Origin of the sequence: Polynucleobacter necessarius (assembly GCF_900096765.1) — a bacterium.
Classification (GTDB): domain Bacteria; phylum Pseudomonadota; class Gammaproteobacteria; order Burkholderiales; family Burkholderiaceae; genus Polynucleobacter; species Polynucleobacter necessarius_F.
Genome location: NZ_LT615228.1, coordinates 1,702,896 through 1,720,439 on the forward strand (window position 1 = coordinate 1,702,896; position 17,544 = coordinate 1,720,439).

The 17,544-nt window shown below is 46.0% G+C and carries 15 protein-coding genes and 2 pseudogenes; 10 read left to right on the top strand and 7 right to left on the bottom strand.

Annotation, left to right across the window (positions count from 1 at the left end; genetic code table 11):
* Positions 1-29: 29 nt before the first annotated feature.
* The gene (locus DXE33_RS08895; RefSeq protein WP_114639549.1) at positions 30-1,034 is read right to left on the bottom strand and encodes a polyprenyl synthetase family protein; all 1,005 of its coding nucleotides are present in this window, start codon (positions 1,032-1,034) and stop codon (positions 30-32) included.
* A gap of 72 nt (positions 1,035-1,106) precedes the next feature.
* Here DXE33_RS08895 and rplU point away from each other — a divergent pair, with 72 nt between their 5' ends.
* The 4 genes and pseudogenes from rplU to proB form a co-directional block, all read left to right on the top strand.
* Positions 1,107-1,418, top strand: coding sequence for a 50S ribosomal protein L21 (rplU, locus tag DXE33_RS08900; protein ID WP_011902040.1), 312 nt, complete (start codon positions 1,107-1,109; stop codon positions 1,416-1,418).
* Positions 1,419-1,437: 19 nt separating this feature from the next.
* Positions 1,438-1,698, top strand: a complete 261-nt coding sequence (gene rpmA / locus DXE33_RS08905; protein ID WP_114639550.1) for a 50S ribosomal protein L27 — start codon at positions 1,438-1,440, stop codon at positions 1,696-1,698.
* An 87-nt stretch (positions 1,699-1,785) separates the two neighbouring features.
* The gene (obgE, locus tag DXE33_RS08910) at positions 1,786-2,874 is read left to right on the top strand and encodes a GTPase ObgE (RefSeq protein WP_114639551.1); all 1,089 of its coding nucleotides are present in this window, start codon (positions 1,786-1,788) and stop codon (positions 2,872-2,874) included.
* 20 nt (positions 2,875-2,894) lie between these two features.
* Positions 2,895-3,665, top strand: a pseudogene (gene proB, locus DXE33_RS08915) (glutamate 5-kinase); the annotation flags it as partial.
* Between the two features lie 35 nt (positions 3,666-3,700).
* Here proB and DXE33_RS08920 read toward each other — a convergent pair.
* Together DXE33_RS08920 and DXE33_RS08925 are read right to left on the bottom strand one after the other, a co-directional pair.
* A complete protein-coding gene (locus tag DXE33_RS08920) occupies positions 3,701-4,264 on the bottom strand; it encodes a CNP1-like family protein (protein WP_114639553.1) in 564 nt (187 codons plus the stop codon).
* Position 4,265: 1 nt separating this feature from the next.
* Complete coding sequence (locus tag DXE33_RS08925; RefSeq protein WP_114639554.1) at positions 4,266-4,865, bottom strand: RNA pyrophosphohydrolase; 600 nt, start codon at positions 4,863-4,865, stop codon at positions 4,266-4,268.
* A gap of 82 nt (positions 4,866-4,947) precedes the next feature.
* On the opposite strand from DXE33_RS08925, the gene DXE33_RS08930 reads away from it, so the two are divergent.
* The gene (locus DXE33_RS08930; protein WP_114639555.1) at positions 4,948-6,690 is read left to right on the top strand and encodes a proline--tRNA ligase; all 1,743 of its coding nucleotides are present in this window, start codon (positions 4,948-4,950) and stop codon (positions 6,688-6,690) included.
* Between the two features lie 38 nt (positions 6,691-6,728).
* Here DXE33_RS08930 and ffh read toward each other — a convergent pair whose 3' ends face one another.
* Positions 6,729-8,111 (bottom strand): signal recognition particle protein, encoded by a 1,383-nt coding sequence (gene ffh, locus DXE33_RS08935; protein WP_114639556.1) that lies wholly within the window; start codon positions 8,109-8,111, stop codon positions 6,729-6,731.
* Between the two features lie 20 nt (positions 8,112-8,131).
* Between ffh and DXE33_RS08940 the strand changes: the two genes are divergently transcribed.
* The 5 genes from DXE33_RS08940 to DXE33_RS10745 all read left to right on the top strand — a co-directional run bounded on the left by DXE33_RS08940 (position 8,132) and on the right by DXE33_RS10745 (position 14,807).
* Positions 8,132-8,980 (top strand): cytochrome C assembly family protein, encoded by an 849-nt coding sequence (locus tag DXE33_RS08940; protein ID WP_114639557.1) that lies wholly within the window; start codon positions 8,132-8,134, stop codon positions 8,978-8,980.
* A 3-nt stretch (positions 8,981-8,983) separates the two neighbouring features.
* Positions 8,984-9,793: a 1,6-anhydro-N-acetylmuramyl-L-alanine amidase AmpD gene (ampD, locus tag DXE33_RS08945; protein ID WP_231970457.1), complete on the top strand. Its 810-nt coding sequence runs from the start codon at positions 8,984-8,986 to the stop codon at positions 9,791-9,793.
* A gap of 329 nt (positions 9,794-10,122) precedes the next feature.
* The gene (locus DXE33_RS08950; protein ID WP_408634205.1) at positions 10,123-13,050 is read left to right on the top strand and encodes a ribonucleoside-diphosphate reductase subunit alpha; all 2,928 of its coding nucleotides are present in this window, start codon (positions 10,123-10,125) and stop codon (positions 13,048-13,050) included.
* Positions 13,051-13,095: 45 nt separating this feature from the next.
* Positions 13,096-14,274 (top strand): ribonucleotide-diphosphate reductase subunit beta, encoded by a 1,179-nt coding sequence (locus DXE33_RS08955; RefSeq protein ID WP_114639559.1) that lies wholly within the window; start codon positions 13,096-13,098, stop codon positions 14,272-14,274.
* 332 nt (positions 14,275-14,606) lie between these two features.
* Positions 14,607-14,807: a hypothetical protein gene (locus DXE33_RS10745; RefSeq protein WP_197712022.1), complete on the top strand. Its 201-nt coding sequence runs from the start codon at positions 14,607-14,609 to the stop codon at positions 14,805-14,807.
* 188 nt (positions 14,808-14,995) lie between these two features.
* Here DXE33_RS10745 and DXE33_RS08965 read toward each other — a convergent pair whose 3' ends face one another.
* The 3 genes and pseudogenes from DXE33_RS08965 to prmA all read right to left on the bottom strand — a co-directional run.
* Positions 14,996-15,955, bottom strand: coding sequence for a carbohydrate kinase family protein (locus DXE33_RS08965; RefSeq protein ID WP_114639560.1), 960 nt, complete (start codon positions 15,953-15,955; stop codon positions 14,996-14,998).
* Between the two features lie 50 nt (positions 15,956-16,005).
* Positions 16,006-16,269 carry a DUF3426 domain-containing protein gene (locus DXE33_RS09890; RefSeq protein WP_197712023.1) on the bottom strand — a complete coding sequence of 88 codons (264 nt, stop codon included), beginning with the start codon at positions 16,267-16,269 and terminating at the stop codon, positions 16,006-16,008.
* Positions 16,270-16,618: 349 nt separating this feature from the next.
* Positions 16,619-17,536 (bottom strand): annotated as a pseudogene (prmA, locus tag DXE33_RS09895) (50S ribosomal protein L11 methyltransferase); the annotation flags it as partial.
* Positions 17,537-17,544 lie beyond the last annotated feature (8 nt).

The following is a 17,544-nucleotide window of genomic DNA, read 5'->3' on the forward strand; positions in this document are numbered from 1 at the left end:
TGATGTGTTCCTTAAAGTAAATGTAAAGTTTAAGTTTGGCGCGTGAGCGAATAGCTGCACAAGTTGCGTAGTGCTTTCGTGGCCTCATTTTCTGGAAAGTCTTGAATGCATTCCAGAGCTAAATCTGCTTCACGTTTAGCTGTCGCCTGGGTGTAGTCGAGGGCGCCAGAGTTTTGTACAGTTGCTAATATTTGTTCAAATACATCGTCCGGTAAGTCTTGATTTTGTTCAATGGCAGCGCGCACTAATAGTTGCTCCTCATGACTGCCATTTTCTAGCAAATAAATCAGTGGGAGCGTAGGTTTGCCTTCACGCAAATCATCGCCAGCATTTTTCCCCATCTGAGCAGCATTTGCGGTGTAGTCCAAAAGATCGTCCATCAATTGGAAGGCCGTTCCAATATGTCTACCAAATGCGCTTGCCTGCTCACGTTGCGAATCACTGGCTTTGGTCAAAATGGCTCCAAGCTCGGTAGAGGCTTCAAACAGTTTGGCAGTTTTGTAGCGAATCACTTGAAGATAGCTAGCCTCATCCACTTCAGGGTCATTCATATTGAGAAGTTGCAAGACTTCGCCTTCAGCAATCGTGTTGGTGGCATCAGACAAAATTTGCATTACCCGCAGATCCTCTGGTCCCACCATCATCTGAAATGCTCGGGAATATAGAAAATCTCCGACTAAAACGCTGGCGGCGTTACCAAATGCAGCATTGGCGGTCTCTCGGCCCCTACGCAAGGTAGATTCATCAACCACATCGTCATGTAAGAGGGTGGCGGTATGGATAAATTCGACAACCGCCGACATTTCTAGAATATGTGGGGTGGGTTTGCTGTTGGCAAGAGCCTTGGCCACCAACATCAAAAGGGCGGGTCTAACCCGCTTGCCACCGGCCTGGATGATATAAGTGGAGATTTGGTCAATTAGGGCGACTTTTGAGGCTAGTCTTTGGCGGATAACCTCATCTAAGGCCTTGAAATCTAAGGCAATTGGGGCCAGAATTTGGCTTAAGTCATTGGTTTTGACAGTGCTCGTCATGCAAGATATAATGATCGGCTTAGCTTCTCCGGGGTGGATTAGCTTAAATATAATAAATTGAGGTTTCAAACCATGTACGCGGTCATAAAAACCGGTGGCAAACAGTATAAAGTTGCTGCAGGCGAAAAATTGAAAATAGAACAGATACCAGCGGAAATCGGCAGCGAAATCACTCTTGACCAAGTCCTCGCCGTTGGCGAAGGCGCTTCACTGAAATTAGGTGATCCATTGGTTAATGGTGCAGCTGTGATGGCCACTGTCGTCTCCCAGGGACGTCACGATAAAGTGACAATCTTTAAGATGCGCCGTCGCAAGCATTATCAAAAGCACCAAGGCCATCGTCAGAATTTCACTGAAATTTTGATCAACACCATTAAAGCCTAATTCAAGGTAGGAGAAAGATATGGCACAGAAAAAAGGCGGCGGCTCAACACGAAATGGCCGTGACTCAGAATCGAAACGCCTAGGCGTTAAGGTATATGGCGGCGAGCATATCAATGCTGGCAGCATCATCGTTCGTCAACGTGGCACACGTGTTCATCCAGGTGCTAACGTTGGTATTGGTAAAGATCACACTTTGTTCGCTTTAATTGACGGCCAAGTGGAATTCGGCGTCAAAGGTGCTTTGAAGAAGGCCCAAGTTTCAGTTTTGCCTCGTTCATAAGGTGCCTGACTGAGACTCGTTTGATTCAGATTTATTCCGAATTTAACTCTTAGGAACAGGCCTCGCTAAGCGAGGCCTTTTTTATTCATGAAATTTATAGACGAAGCACGCATTGAAGTCATAGCAGGCCAGGGTGGCGCCGGGAGCGCCTCTATGCGCCGCGAGAAGTTTATCGAATTTGGTGGTCCTGATGGTGGCGACGGCGGCAAAGGTGGAAGTGTGTGGGCAATTGCCGATCGCAACATTAATACCTTGATTGACTATCGCTATGCAAAAACCCATACAGCTAAAAATGGTGAGCCAGGGCGAGGTGCAGATTGCTACGGTCGTGCTGGTGACGATATTGAATTGCGTATGCCAGTTGGAACCATTATTTCTGACTACGAAACAGGTGAGCCGATCGCCGACTTGACTACGCATGGTGAGAGCTTATGTCTGGCGCAAGGTGGTGTAGGTGGGTGGGGCAATATTCACTTCAAGAGCAGTACCAACAGGGCGCCACGTCAAAAGACAAACGGCAAACCTGGTGAGCGTCGCAAACTCAAGTTGGAATTAAAAGTATTGGCTGACGTTGGGTTATTAGGCATGCCTAATGCTGGTAAATCTACTTTGATTACAGCGGTTTCTAATGCAAGACCAAAAATTGCAGATTACCCATTTACGACTTTACACCCTAACTTGGGCGTAGTACGGGTGGGTAATGAGCGGAGCTTTGTCATTGCCGATATTCCGGGATTGATTGAAGGTGCCGCTGAGGGTGCGGGATTGGGGCATCGCTTTCTGCGTCACTTGCAGCGCACAGGTGTTTTATTACACCTTGTTGATCTAGCTCCTTTTGACGAGAATGTTGACCCAGTTGCCGATGCAAATGCGATTGTGAATGAACTTCGCAAATACGATGAAGCTTTGCTTGAAAAGCCGCGTTGGTTAGTGTTGAATAAAGTAGACATGATTCCGGAAGAGGATCGAAAAAAAGTAGTGGCTGACTTTGTGAAGAAGTTTAAGTGGAAAGGTCCAGTTTTTGAGATTTCCGCGTTGACTGGCTTAGGTTGCGAAAAGCTGTGTTATTCCTTGCAGGATTATTTGGATTCTGTGCGTCGCGATCGTGATGATGCTGAGGAGCGTGCCGCAGATCCTCGCTATCAGAATCAGGCTGAAGACAAAACTCCAGATTAAAGTATGGAATATTCTTTTTTATGAACCTGGTTAAAAATAAACGTATCGTTGTTAAAGTGGGCTCTAGCCTAGTCACTAATAATGGTGAAGGCCTAGATTATGCTGCGATTGCAATGTGGGCTGAGCAAATTGCTGCCCTCTTAAAGGCTGGGCATGAGGTATTGATGGTGAGTTCGGGTGCGATTGCCGAGGGTATGCAGCGACTCGGATGGGTAAAGCGTCCACAAGAAATTCATCAGCTTCAAGCAGCAGCAGCTGTCGGGCAAATGGGTTTAGTGCAGGTTTACGAAAGTGCGTTTGCGAAATTTAATTTACGTAGCGCTCAGATTCTGCTTACAAACGCAGACTTAGCCCATGACGAGCGTAATGCAAATGCAAAAGCTACTCTGGATACTCTACTGAAACTCGGTGTAGTTCCTATCATCAATGAGAATGATACGGTTGTTACCGATGAGATTAAGTTTGGTGATAATGATAGCTTGGCTGCATTAGTCACCAATTTAGTCCACGCTGATTTATTGGTAATTTTGACGGACCAAGGCGGTTTGTTCACTGCCGATCCTCGCCAAAATCCTGATGCAACTTTGCTGACAGATGCCATTGCCGGTGATCCTGCCTTAGAGCGCATGGCTGGTGGTGCTGCCAGTGAGCTGAGCAAAGGCGGTATGTTGACTAAGGTCTTGGCTGCAAAGCTTGCTCAGCAAACTGGGGCCTCAACGGTGATTGCTTCTGGGCGCGAACCCCACGTTCTTACTCGTCTTCTAGATGGGCAGAGAATTGGTACGTGCCTTAGACCCCAATAAGTACATTCCAAAAATATTTATTGCTATTGCACCCCAAAAGAATTGGTTGGCTTGGTGCCGCCAGTAAATGATTTGGGATTTAGTGATTCAATGATTGTCCTGAGGTTTTTTTCTTGAGAAGTGAAATTGCAAAATGCGCCTTGCGCTAAGGCTGCTTGATATCGGTTTGGAGATTTGTCTTTGATATCTAGCCAGCTCGATAGGGGATTTTCTCTCCAAGTGCCATTCTCTAGAGTTCCATATAGGCGCCACTGAAATGAATCACACCGAATACCTTCATATTGGGCTTGATCATTACCATTTGGGCTTGTAATCACCACGATATAGCGGGTGACGCCATCTGCGCCAATCAGAATTGAATCAGTGTCTACTGCGAACTTAAAGCTGGTCCCTGCAGAGACGTAAAACTTCTGCAGGGTAGATGGATTCGGAGGATTGAGGGGCATTTTAGTAGCGCCCTCCTTAAATACCATTGGCGCAAATGGATCAAGACCACTTTCCATGGGGTCTCCCGCGCATCCAAAAAGCGCGGTGGTAACGGCAAGGGTAATGAGGCAGTAGCTCAGCGGGCGAAAGAGCGAGTTCATATCAATGATCTTTATCCGATTTGGGGGTCTGATTAGAGGCCTCTTCATTTTTGGGATAAAAAGATTGAAGTAGGTCGAGCGGATAGCCCCATGCCAATTGTTGCATGCGGACCCCCTTTGCAAGATAGCGAGCTAACTCGGAGAGGGCTAGTTGATAAACCTCTCTTTTGAAGTCAATAACAGTATCCAATTGAACCCAGAAGGGAACCCAGCGCCAGGCATCAAATTCTGGTTGTTCTGTAGCGCGAAGTTGAATATCTGAATCTAGGCCAATAAAACGAAGCAGGAACCAAATCTGTTTTTGACCGCGATAAGCCGCGCGATGGATGCGGGTTGCATGTTGACGGCGCAGGTACTCCTCAGGGACGTCGTAGCGAAGCCAGTCCCTAGTTCGTCCAATAATCTGGACGTGTTCCGGTAGTAAGCCAACCTCTTCATGCAATTCGCGGTACATTGCCTGCTCAGGGCTCTCGCCATGAGCAATCCCGCCCTGCGGGAACTGCCACGAATGCTGCCCAACGCGTTTTCCCCAGAAAACCTCGTTACGGCTGTTGAGGAGGACAATGCTGACATTGGGTCTATACCCTTCACGGTCAAGCATGATCGTGCCCCAAATCCTTTAAAATCAATGATTTGATTATATCCATACATGATGATTATATCCATACATGAAAGCCATACATATGAAAGCATCACAATCATTTCTCGCTACTTTAAAAGAAGCCCCCTCTGACGCAGAGGTAGTTTCACACAAGCTTATGGTGCGCGCAGGCCTTATTCGCAAGCTGAATGCTGGCATTTATAACTATTTACCTCTCGGGTTAAAAGTCATTCGTAAGGTAGAAAACATCATTCGCGAAGAAATGAATCGTGCGGGCGCGATTGAATTGTTGATGCCAATGATTCAGTCAGCTGAACTATGGCAAGAGACTGGTCGCTGGGACAAAATGGGTCCTGAGTTGCTTCGCATTAAAGATCGTCATGATCGTGATTTTTTAATTCAGCCAACTTCCGAAGAAGTCATCACTGATTTAGCTCGTAATGAAATCAAGAGCTACAAACAATTACCGGTCAATTTTTATCAGATTCAAACGAAGTTTCGTGATGAGCGTCGTCCCCGTTTTGGCATTATGCGTGGTCGCGAGTTCAGCATGAAAGACGCCTATTCGTTTGATCGTGATGCAGAAGGCTTAAAAAAGTCTTATCAAAACATGTTTGATGCCTATACCCGTATCTTCAGGCGTATGGGCCTGCAATTCAGAGCAGTGACAGCGGATAACGGGGCTATTGGTGGCTCAGGTTCACAAGAGTTTCATGTGATTGCAGAAACTGGTGAAGATGCGATTGTCTATTGTCCAAATTCTGATTACGCAGCTAATCTTGAGGCTGCTGAATCTCTGACATTAATTGCGACGCGCGGTCCTGCAAATGCATCGATGACTAAGGTAGCAACCCCAGATCAAACCAATTGCGCTGATGTTGCTAAGTTCCTCAATATCCCACTTCATAAGACCGTTAAATCTTTATTGTTTGCCGCTGATCAAGAAAAAGGTCCAGCCAAACTGTTTATGTTGTTGATTCGTGGCGATCACGAACTTAATGAAGTCAAGGCTAGCAAGATTCCAGGAATGACCCAGTCTCGCTTTGCAACTGAGGCGGAAATTAAACAAGCATGCAATGCGCCTGCCGGATATCTCGGTCCTGTAGGTGTTAGCGCTGATGTTAAGGTTGTGGCAGATCGTACAGTTGCCAATATGTCTGATTTTATCTGTGGTGCCAATGATGCTGGTTACCACCTGACTGGCGTCAATTGGGTGCGTGATTTACCTGAACCATTGGTAATGGATATTCGCAATGCCGTAATCGGTGATCTTTCTCCTGATGGAAAAGGTGCGGTTGATATTTGCCGTGGCATTGAAGTTGGCCACGTTTTTCAGTTGGGTACGCGCTACTCTGAAGCAATGGGATGTACGTATTTGGACCAACAAGGAAAAGCGCAGCCGATGGTGATGGGCTGCTATGGCATTGGTGTGACTCGTTTGCTTGGTGCTGCAATTGAGCAGGGTCATGACGATAAAGGGATCATTTGGCCAATTTCAATGGCTCCTTTTGAGGTAGTGATTTGCCCAATGGGCTATGAGAAGTCTGAGGCGGTGAGAGCGGCATGCGATCAATTGCACGATGAATTACTCGCTGCTGGTATTGATGTGATTTTGGATGATCGTAACGAGCGTCCCGGCGCGATGTTTGCTGATTGGGAGTTGATCGGTGCACCATTCCGCGTAGTGATTGGTGATCGTGGTTTAGCTGATTCTCAAGTGGAATTTAAAGGCCGCACTGACGTTGAGTCACAAAATATTCCGTTGGCGCAAATTAAAGAGAAGGTGATTGCCGCAGTTCAAGCTGCTAAAACCCTTGTGAATTAATTCATTCACAAAACTAAGCACTAAGTACACGTATTGAGTTATTTTTTAAAAAGTCCGCCAATACCCTTGGCGGCTCCTTTGGCAGCCATCGCTGCCATCGTGCGGGCCATTTTCCCGCCTTTGAATTGTTTCATCATGGCCTGCATTTGCTCGAACTGAGCTAGCAGACGATTGACTTCTTGAACTTCTACGCCAGCACCGGCAGCAATGCGACGTTTACGGCTGGCTTTGAGTAATTCAGGTTTGCTGCGCTCGCGTGGCGTCATGCTGTCAATAATTCCACGCATACGTTTGGTTTGTTTGTCAGCGTTGCTCAGATTTGCTTTGGATGCCGCTTGCGCCACTTGACTAGGTAATTTATCCATCAAGCTGGCCATGCCACCCATTTTTTGCATTTGCATGAGTTGATCTCGAAAGTCTTCTAGATCAAACCCGCCTTTAGATATCTTGCTCGCTAGTTTTTCTGCCTTTGCAACATCCACATGTTGCTGCGCTTGTTCCACTAGAGCCAGAATGTCGCCCATTCCTAAAATGCGGTTAGCCATGCGCTCCGCATCAAAGGCTTCAAGACCATCCATCTTTTCTGCCACACCAATGAATTTCAGTGGCACACCAGTAACTTGGCGAACTGAAAGTGCGGCACCCCCACGGGAGTCGCCATCTAATTTGGTGAGGATGACGCCAGTGAGGGGAAGCGCCTCATGGAAGGCTTTAGCAGTGTTGACCGCATCTTGTCCGAGCATGGCGTCAACGACAAACAGAGTTTCAATCGGATTGAGGCTGGCGTGCAAGGTCTTAATTTCTTGCATCAATGCCTCATCAATACCAAGGCGGCCTGCAGTATCCACAATCACCACATCAAAATAGTGGCGGCGCGCCCAATCGAGTGCGGCTGTTGCAATGTCATTTGGCTTTTGATTGACGTTGCTTGGGAAAAATTCTGCACCTACTTGTTTTGTAACGGTCTCTAACTGTTCGATAGCGGCAGGGCGATATACGTCACAAGAAACTGTTAAGACTTTTTTCTTCTTTTTCTCTTGCAGCCATTTGGCCAGCTTTCCCACGGAGGTCGTTTTACCAGCACCTTGCAGACCTGCCATCAAGATGACCGCAGGAGGTTGGGTGGCTAAATTGAGTTCACCACTCTGATTGGCTTCGCCCATCATGACTTGGGCAAGTTCGCGTTGAACAACTCCTACTAACGCCTGTCCAGGGCTCAGGCTGCCAACCACCTCCTCACCCAAGGCTTTAAATTTAATTTGCTCGAGCAAAGACTTCACTACTGGCAGGGCAACGTCAGCCTCGAGCAAGGCTAGACGTATCTCCCGCAGCATTTCTGCGGTATTGGCTTCAGTGAGGCGGGCTTGCCCCCGCATGGTTTTAACAACGCGGGATAGACGGTCGGTGAGGTTTTCTAGCATTTATCGATTAGACTTTCCAGATGGATATTTTAGGTCACTCAAGTTACGGCTTGCTTCCCAGCGCACTTTACTTGCTTCTTTTGCTCTTTTTGAGCTTGAGATCAAAGGGTGGCGCCGAGTCCTTAGGCTCTACTGGACTAGTTCAAGTGTTCATTTTGATGATTTTGGTGATTCATGGAGTGGTCTTACATGAATCTGTTTTTACCGCCCAAGGTTTTGTATTTGGTTTTGCTCAAGACTTATCTCTCATTGCATGGGTTGGGCTTGCCTTTTATTGGTTTCAGTCCTGGTTCTTGCCGATTGCCAGTCTGCGTTGGCTTGCCGTTCTGTTTGCCTTGGTCTGCTCGTTGTTGCCAAGCTTATTTCCTGGAAATCTGATCTCTCCTAAGGCGGTTTCTGACCCTTGGTTTAAAGGGCATTTTATTGTGGCAACGATCTCAGTTGGTTTGCTCAGCTTGGCCGCCATGCATGCTATGCTTATGAGCATTCAGGACCGCGCCTTACATCGCCAGCTTGCTATTGTTCCCGATAGCCGAGTAGCGCATTGGTTGGAAGATTTGCCGCCTCTCATGACTATGGAAAGCTTGTTATTTAATTTGCTGTATGTTGGTTTTGCACTCTTAAGCTTGACAGTATTTTCTGGTCTACTTTTCTCTCAAACATTGTTTGGTAGACCCTTGGTCTTTGACCATAAAACCATCTTTGCTTTAATTTCTTGGTTTTTATTCGCGGGCCTGTTGTTGGCGCGTTGGCGAGTGGGCTTGCGAGGCCGGGCTGCGATTAGGTGGGTATTAAGCGCGTACACAGCTTTGTTACTTGCTTATGTAGGTAGTCGTTTTGTTTTAGAAGTGATTCTTCAAAGAGCATGACCCTTGATTAAATGGCTTTTATTAATTGCGATCGGGTATTTTTTCTATCGCTGGCTCAAGCTGCAAAAGCAAGCCAAAGAGAATGTAAATAATCCCTCCAAACCTATGTCAGATAAGGCTTTGGATTCAGAGCCAGTAGTCCAATGCCAGTCTTGCCAAGTGCATCTTCCAAGATCCGAGGCGCAGATCTATGACTCCCGTTTTTATTGCTCACAAGAGCATCTCAAAAGCATGGATGAGCAAGGTTGGCTTGGTAATGCGCATTGGCGTTTATCACCCAATCAAGATGATCGACCTGAAGAAGTGCGGCCTGATTTAGTGGTAATCCATCATATTAGCCTGCCACCCGGAGAATTTAAATCTGGCGAGGCTACTCAGTACGTCGTAGATTTTTTTCAAAATAAATTAAATCCCAATGAGCATCCATATTTTGCACAGATTGCCGATCAAAAAGTATCTAGCCATTTTTTGATTAGCAGATCTGGTGAGTTGTTTCAGTTTGTTTCCATTCAAAAGAAAGCTTGGCATGCAGGAGTTTCTTTCTTTAAGGGTCGAGAAAAGTGCAATGACTTTTCAATCGGAATTGAGCTCGAAGGTGATGGAGACACCCAATTTGAGCAGGCCCAGTATGAAACACTTGCCAATCTTGTCCGTGAACTAGCAGTGCGTTACCAGCATCTGCAATTTGCTGGACATAGTGATATCGCCCCGACTCGAAAGACAGATCCTGGAATCTTCTTTGATTGGAAAAGATTCCAAAATGACGCAGGTATTTCTTCCGATCGGCTTCCATACGGAATTGCTAAGCGTTAATCCTTTTTGTTTGTGAGCGTACGCTTACTTTTTTAGCCTTTTCCTAAAACGGTCTAAAAACTACGCACCAAAATAACCCTCAAATTGCTGAATTGCTTAGTAAAAATACTGATAAGTTTTTGTCAGAAAAACCTTACCAAACACTCAATATTTCCCTATACTTAGTGCCTAATACACTTTAAAATACTAGATGTAGTGTTTTAACCAAGCAATACTTCATTGTTTTTTAACGATTTTTTGTCCAAATTACTATATAGACGAGCAGGAGCAACATGACATGCGCCAATCCACAGACAGCAGGCCAAACACCCGGAGCAAATAACCCAGGAATGAGCCCTGCAGGAACAATGAATCAAGCTCCTTCTGCTAGTTTTGTAGCCGGTGGTGTTGGTGGTACTCAGGCAATCCAATTGTCTGAGTACAAAATTATTCGTCGTAACGGCTCAGTGGTGGCTTTTGAGCCATCCAAGATTGCAATTGCAGTAACAAAAGCATTTTTGGCGGTTAACGGTGGCCAAGGGGCTGCTTCTGCGCGAGTGCGTGAGCAAGTTGAGCAGCTTACTCATTCAGTAGTGCGTGCTTTGTTGCGTAGTCGTCCGAATGGCGGAACATTCCACATTGAAGATATTCAAGACCAAGTTGAATTGGCTTTGATGCGCAGTGGCGAGCACAACGTTGCGCGTGCATATGTTCTTTACCGTGAAAAACGCAATCAAGAGCGCGCTGCTCAACAAGAAGTTTCTCAAGATGCTCAAACAGCAAACCAAACTGCTGAGTCAGGTATTAAGGTAACCGACAATGGTGTCGAGAAGTGGCTGGATATGGCTGCCTTGCGGACTGTGATTGAGGCCGCTTGTGAAGGCTTGGGCAATCATATTGATGCCACTCCAATTATTACTGAAACGATTAAGAATTTGTATGATGGTGTGCCGATGGCGCAAGTATATGACTCTGCAATCTTGGCCTCACGTACATTAATTGAAAAAGATCCTGCATACAGTCAGGTAACCGCTCGCATCTTAATGCACGTGATTCGCAAAGAGATCTTAGGTAGGGAAGTATTACAAGGTGATATGCAGGCTGAGTACACCACCTATTTCGCTAAGTACATTAACGAAGGTATTTCTGCCGAATTGCTAGACCCACGTATGCGTGAGTTTGACTTGCCACGTCTGGCAGCAGCTTTGAATGCCAGCCGTGACTTGCAGTTTAACTATCTCGGTTTACAAACTTTGTATGACCGCTATTTCTTGCACATTGAAGATCGCCGTATTGAGATGCCACAAGCGTTCTTTATGCGTGTTGCAATGGGCTTGGCCTTAAATGAATTAGACCGCGAGCGTCGGGCTATTGAGTTCTATGAAATTCTCTCGACATTTGATTTCATGTCCAGCACTCCAACCTTATTCAACTCAGCGACAACTCGTCCGCAGCTCTCTAGCTGCTACTTGACTACTGTTGAGGATGATCTTGATGGCATCTATGAAGCACTAAAAGAAAATGCTTTGTTGTCTAAATTTGCTGGTGGCTTGGGTAATGACTGGACCAATGTTCGCGCATTGGGCAGCCATATCAAAGGTACTAACGGTAAATCACAAGGTGTAGTGCCCTTCCTAAAGGTGGTCAATGACACAGCTGTTGCTGTGAACCAAGGCGGTAAGCGTAAAGGTGCGGTTTGCGCCTACTTAGAAACCTGGCACTTGGATATTGAGGAGTTCTTGGAATTGCGTAAGAACACTGGTGACGACCGTCGCCGTACTCATGATATGAATACCTCTAACTGGATTCCTGACTTGTTCATGAAGCGCGTCATGGAAAACGGTGATTGGACACTGTTCTCGCCATCTAACACTCCAGATTTACATGACAAGTTTGGCAAGGCATTCGAAGAGGCTTATGTTGCTTACGAGCAAAAAGCGGATCGCGGTGAGTTGAAACCATTCCGCCGCATTCCTGCGCAGCAATTGTGGCGCAAGATGCTCGGTATGTTGTTTGAAACTGGCCATCCATGGATCACTTTCAAAGATCCTTGCAATATCCGTAGCCCACAACAACATATCGGTGTTGTGCATTCCTCTAATTTATGTACGGAGATCACCCTCAATACAAACGAGGATGAGATTGCGGTTTGCAACCTGGGTTCTGTGAACTTAACTGCACATATGACTACTGACGCGAACGGTAAGCTGGTTCTAGATCACGAAAAACTCCAAAAAACCGTACGTACTGCAATGCGTATGCTTGATAACGTAATCGACATCAACTACTACGCAGTAGCAAAGGCACGTAATTCCAACTTGAAGCACCGTCCAGTTGGAATGGGCATCATGGGCTTCCAGGATTGCTTACATATGCAACGCATTCCTTATGCAAGCGATGAGGCAGTGAAGTTTGCCGATTCTTCAATGGAAGCAGTTTGCTACTATGCTTACCAAGCTTCTAGCGAATTAGCTGAAGAGCGTGGCGTTTACAGTACTTATAAAGGTTCTTTATGGGACCGTGGCATTCTCCCGCAAGATTCAGTAGCTTTGTTGGCTGCTGAGCGCGGTGGTTATGTTGAGGTGGATAATTCCTCTACCATGGATTGGAATAACTTGCGTGCCCGTATTAAGCAACACGGCATGCGTAATTCTAATTGCGTAGCGATTGCTCCAACGGCAACGATTTCCAATATTATTGGCGTTTCAGCTTGTATTGAGCTTACCTTCCAGAACTTGTTTGTGAAATCTAACCTTTCAGGTGAGTTCACAGTGGTTAATGAGTACCTGGTACGTGATTTGAAAGATCGTGGCCTGTGGGATGAGGTGATGATTGCTGATTTGAAGTACTTTGACGGTACTTTGTCCAAGATTGATCGCATTCCACAAGATTTGCGCGATTTGTACGCAACCGCCTTCGAAGTAGAGCCAAGCTGGTTGGTTGAGGCAGCTTCTCGTCGTCAGAAGTGGATCGACCAAGCTCAGTCACTAAACATCTACATGGCTGGTGCATCTGGCAAGAAACTCGATGACACTTACAAGTTGGCATGGTTACGTGGCCTCAAAACTACTTATTACTTGCGCACTATGGCTGCAACTCACGTCGAGAAATCAACTGTTGCCAGCGGTCAATTGAACTCTGTATCCAGTGGTGGCGGGGTGAATGGTACCGATGCAGCTGCAGTTGCTAATGCTGCAGGCGCAGTAGAGGCGGATGGTCCAGTTTGCACAATGCGTCCAGGTGATGCAGGATTTGAAGAATGTGAAGCATGCCAATAAGCCATTTGCTTATTGGCCACAAATAGAAGAATTTAGGAGAAAGTTATGTTGAATTGGGATGAGGAAGTTGCTCCAGCACTGGCGAAAGCTGGGTTTGCACCGCAGCCGGTTGCAGTGGAGCCACAACGTCCACAGCCAGATCAAGCTGCAATGCCTGCACAAGATCAAAGTGCGCCTGCTGTGGGCGCAGCTATTGGCGCGGAAATGCGTCGTGTGAATGTGGCTGATAAGCGCGTGATTAATGCCAAGACTGACGTTAATCAGTTGGTTCCGTTTAAATATAAATGGGCTTGGGAGAAATATTTAGCTGGTTGTGCAAACCACTGGATGCCACAAGAAATCAATATGAATCGCGATATCGCTCTCTGGAAAGACCCAAATGGTCTTACTGAGGATGAGCGTCGCATTATCAAGCGCAATCTTGGTTTCTTTACCACTGCCGATTCTTTAGCGGCAAACAATATTGTTTTAGGTACATACCGTCAAATTACTGCTCCAGAATGCCGCCAATACTTATTGCGTCAAGCTTTTGAAGAGGCAATTCATACCCATGCATATCAATATATTGTTGAATCTTTGGGTTTAGATCAGTCCGAAATCTTTAATGCGTATCACGAGATTGACTCGATTCGCGCTAAAGACGAGTTTCTTATTCCATTTATTGACGTATTAACTGATCCAACATTTAAGACTGGCACATTAGAAAACGATCAAAAATTACTTCGTTCTCTAATTGTTTTTGCCTGCGTAATGGAAGGTTTGTTCTTTTATGTTGGTTTTACGCAAATACTTGCTATGGGTCGTCAAAACAAAATGACGGGTGCTGCTGAGCAGTATCAATACATCCTTCGTGATGAGTCAATGCATTGCAATTTTGGTATCGATTTGATTAACCAAATTAAGCTGGAGAACCCGCAGTTATGGACTTCCGCGTTCAAAGATGAGATCAAATCGATCTTCGAAAAAGCGGTCGAATTAGAGTACCGTTATGCTGAAGATACGATGCCTCGTGGAGTGCTCGGATTGAATGCTCCAATGTTCAAAGGGTACCTAAGATACATTTGTAATCGCAGATGTTTGCAAATAGGACTTGACGCGATGTTCCCAAATGAAGAGAATCCATTTCCATGGATGTCAGAAATGATTGATCTTAAGAAAGAAAGAAACTTTTTTGAGACACGCGTTATTGAGTATCAAACTGGCGGTGCGCTAAGTTGGGAGTAGTAAGTAGCAAGTAAGCGCATAGCCGGCTAAATAGGAGATTAGATGGTTGGATAGTTTAAGTAGTCAGCAAAAACAGACTCAAATCCAAAATCCCTCGCGTAAGGGTACCTGGGCTATTTCCCCTATTTTTTCCAGCAAATTTAAAAAGCCGTTGTCCTTCGGGGTCACGGCTTTTTTCCAAGATTCATTAGCGTGCAGCACTTAGCTTCAAGCCGCGCGCCGATGAATGGCTCGCTCGTCAGCTCCAAGGGGTTGCAAAACCCGGTGGAATTAGATGGTCGGGTCTTCTTAATGTAGTTTTGTACTAATCCTCACGTGAAGGAGTAACACACATGGCAACAAAGAAAAAACCTGCTGCAAAGAAACCGGCTGCTAAAAAAGTAGCTGCTAAGAAGCGTCCTGCTGCTAAAAAAGTAGCTGCTAAAAAAGTAGCTGCTAAAAAAGTAGCTGCTAAGAAAGTAGCTGCTAAGAAAGTAGCTGCTAAGAAAGTAGCTCGCAAAGTAGCAACTAAGCGCGTCGCAAAAAAAAAGTAATTAAGCCTGCTGCGAAGAAAGCGGGACCTGCTGTAAAAAAGCCCGCGGCTAAAAAAGCTGCCCCAACGACTAGTGCGTTGAATCCTGCAGCTGCTTGGCCCTTCCCAACTGGCACACGTCCTTAATAGACGGATGTTATTAGAAGGGGTCTCTTACGAGACCCCTTTTTTATTGGTCAAAGTTTGCATTTAAAAGCTAAATCCGAACGCTGATTTGAATTGTTCGACAATCTGCGATTTGCTGGTTTGGTGATTTTGTGGTCCTTGATGGGTAATTTTGATTGAACCCATTAGGCTGGCTAAGCGACCAGTAGTCTCCCAGCCCATACTATTTTCTAGTCCAAACAAAAGACCTCCGCGAAATGCATCGCCACAACCAGTGGGGTCTACTACTTTTGCAGCTGGTACAGGTGGGATGGCGATACATTTACCCTCGCTGTAGATATCTGCACCCTCAGCGCCTTTAGTAACGATTAAGGCTTTGACGCGCTCAGCGATTTTGGCCAAGCTCAATCCTGTTCTTTGCGAGAGCATCTCACCTTCGTAGTCGTTAACTGCTAAGTAGCTGGCGATATCGATCAGCTCTAGAAGCTCTGGGCCATCAAACATTGGCAAACCTTGGCCTGGATCAAAGATAAAAGGAATATTGGCCTCTGCTAACTGGTGGCAGTGCTCCCACATTCCTTGGCGCCCGTCGGGGGCTACGATTCCAAATTTAGGAACGCCCTTGGCATTTTTATTGCGCTCTGCAACTACAGCAGCAACTTGGTTTAAGTGAGACTCTCCCATAGCGCCTGGGTGGAAGGCAGTTATTTGATTATTCATTTGGTCAGTGGTGATCATGGCCTGAGCTGTAAAGGCGTGATCAATCTGACGAATATGGCTTGCATCAATTTTGAGATCTTTGAGTCGACTCAGATATGGTGCGGCATCAGCACCTACCGTTGCCATGATGATCGGATCGCCACCCAAAAGATTGAGGTTGTACGCAATATTGCCGGCGCAACCACCAAATTCACGACGCATACTGGGTACTAAAAAAGCAACATTCAGAATATGAATCTGGTCAGGCAGGATTTGATCAGCAAATTTGCCTTCAAAGTTCATGATGGTGTCGTATGCGATAGAGCCGCAGATCAGGCTAGCCATAAATTACTTTCTGTAGAGATGTAATTGAAATAAAAGGTTAAAGAAATTATTTACTGGGGGTAAGCAACGCGCAGTCGGTACCCCGCGGCATTTGTGGGCAAAGATATTGGTAATTCCGCTTGAATGATTTCACCGGAAGGTGCGCCTATTTTTAAAAAATCTGGATGAGATTCTTGCCAGCTAGCTGGTAACCACTCTTTTGGGCTGAGTAAAATGACTTTGATCTCAGATTCTTCCGCATCGGTGAGAGAAATTTCTAAATTAGGCAGCAAAATTGGTATTGCAAGTCGATTTTGTATTTCAACACGCAGCATGGATTGATTTGTAGTGCTTTTTAGGCCCTCTGTCACGTTTTCAGGAGATAGTGCGGCTTGAAATTATTTTCCACGCAGCAAAATCGCTTACAGGGCGATTTAGACATCCTAACGCATGACACAGTTTTTCATCAAAGCGCTGCAATATAGAAAATGCTTGCACGTAAACGGATGAGGAGCTTCCATCAACACGAGGCGCTAATGCAGGCAGCAATGAATTTCTGGAAAGATGCTCACCAAATGCGAGCAATACAAGAAAAAGTAGACTAAGAAAAACTAGCTTGAGAGATTTACTACTTTTTTTTTGAGTCAAAGTTGAAGGGGTGCCAGATTCTTTATTGCTTAAGACGCCATGTAGACAAACCCATCCTTCACTTTCTTTCCACACCGAAAGTGAGAGCCACTGGCTATAGGTGGCAATGACTTCATCTGCTTGTCTTGCTAACACTCCGGAGAGCACAATTTGACCGCCAAGCTTCATCTTGTTGACCAAAGCAGGAGCTAAGACCTGCAGAGGGTTGGCCAAAATATTGGCCATGACGATGTCATATTTGGTTTCTGCTGCGAGCTCTGGCGCGCCTTCATTCGGGAGTACAAAGCTGATGGTAGTGTGATTAATCTCTGCATTGCTGCGCGCCGCAAGCATCGCTTGAGGATCGATATCGGTCCCAACCACAGGATTGCAGCCAAGTTTTGCCGCAGCAATTGCCAAAATTCCCGAGCCGCAACCGTAATCGAGAAGACTTTGGTTTTTGAGCGTTGAATGTTCTTCTAGCCATAAGAGGCATAGGTGAGTTGTGGGATGGCTTCCTGTCCCAAATGCAAGTCCTGGATCAACTGCTAAGCAGATTGCGTTTGGATCGCTTGGTGCGTCGTGCCAAGACGGCACTACCCAAATGCGTTTTCCTATTTGGATGGGAGCAAATTGGCTTTGGGTAAGTCGTACCCAATCTTGTTCTTCTACTGTTCTTTCTTGGGGTGGGTCTAAATGAAACCCAGCCTCTAGGAGATCAGAAAGTAGTTGTCCAATAAAGTCCGGACTATTTGAGTTGTCCAGTTCTGGATTAAAAAGCGCAGTAACGGAAGATCTATCCCAGGCCTGTACTTCTGGCGATAAACCCGGCTCACCATACAGTGGGTTTTCATCGTAACCACCTGCAGCATCATCTTCAACGGTGACTGAGAGAGCGCCCAATTCCAGTAAAGCATCACCTAAGGGCTCAGCAGTTTGAGCTGCGACCGTGAATACGAGCTCACGATAAGACATGGGCTACT

What these genes read in the sequence shown, in the direction of transcription:
- DXE33_RS08895 (WP_114639549.1), bottom strand. Translation starts at nt 1,034, where the DNA reads ATGACGAGCACTGTCAAAACCAATGACTTAAGCCAAATTCTGGCCCCA.
- rplU (WP_011902040.1), top strand. Translation starts at nt 1,107, where the DNA reads ATGTACGCGGTCATAAAAACCGGTGGCAAACAGTATAAAGTTGCTGCA.
- rpmA (WP_114639550.1), top strand. Translation starts at nt 1,438, where the DNA reads ATGGCACAGAAAAAAGGCGGCGGCTCAACACGAAATGGCCGTGACTCA.
- obgE (WP_114639551.1), top strand. Translation starts at nt 1,786, where the DNA reads ATGAAATTTATAGACGAAGCACGCATTGAAGTCATAGCAGGCCAGGGT.
- DXE33_RS08920 (WP_114639553.1), bottom strand. Translation starts at nt 4,264, where the DNA reads ATGAACTCGCTCTTTCGCCCGCTGAGCTACTGCCTCATTACCCTTGCC.
- DXE33_RS08925 (WP_114639554.1), bottom strand. Translation starts at nt 4,865, where the DNA reads ATGCTTGACCGTGAAGGGTATAGACCCAATGTCAGCATTGTCCTCCTC.
- DXE33_RS08930 (WP_114639555.1), top strand. Translation starts at nt 4,948, where the DNA reads ATGAAAGCATCACAATCATTTCTCGCTACTTTAAAAGAAGCCCCCTCT.
- ffh (WP_114639556.1), bottom strand. Translation starts at nt 8,111, where the DNA reads ATGCTAGAAAACCTCACCGACCGTCTATCCCGCGTTGTTAAAACCATG.
- DXE33_RS08940 (WP_114639557.1), top strand. Translation starts at nt 8,132, where the DNA reads ATGGATATTTTAGGTCACTCAAGTTACGGCTTGCTTCCCAGCGCACTT.
- DXE33_RS08950 (WP_408634205.1), top strand. Translation starts at nt 10,123, where the DNA reads ATGAGCCCTGCAGGAACAATGAATCAAGCTCCTTCTGCTAGTTTTGTA.
- DXE33_RS08955 (WP_114639559.1), top strand. Translation starts at nt 13,096, where the DNA reads ATGTTGAATTGGGATGAGGAAGTTGCTCCAGCACTGGCGAAAGCTGGG.
- DXE33_RS10745 (WP_197712022.1), top strand. Translation starts at nt 14,607, where the DNA reads ATGGCAACAAAGAAAAAACCTGCTGCAAAGAAACCGGCTGCTAAAAAA.
- DXE33_RS08965 (WP_114639560.1), bottom strand. Translation starts at nt 15,955, where the DNA reads ATGGCTAGCCTGATCTGCGGCTCTATCGCATACGACACCATCATGAAC.
- DXE33_RS09890 (WP_197712023.1), bottom strand. Translation starts at nt 16,269, where the DNA reads ATGCTGCGTGTTGAAATACAAAATCGACTTGCAATACCAATTTTGCTG.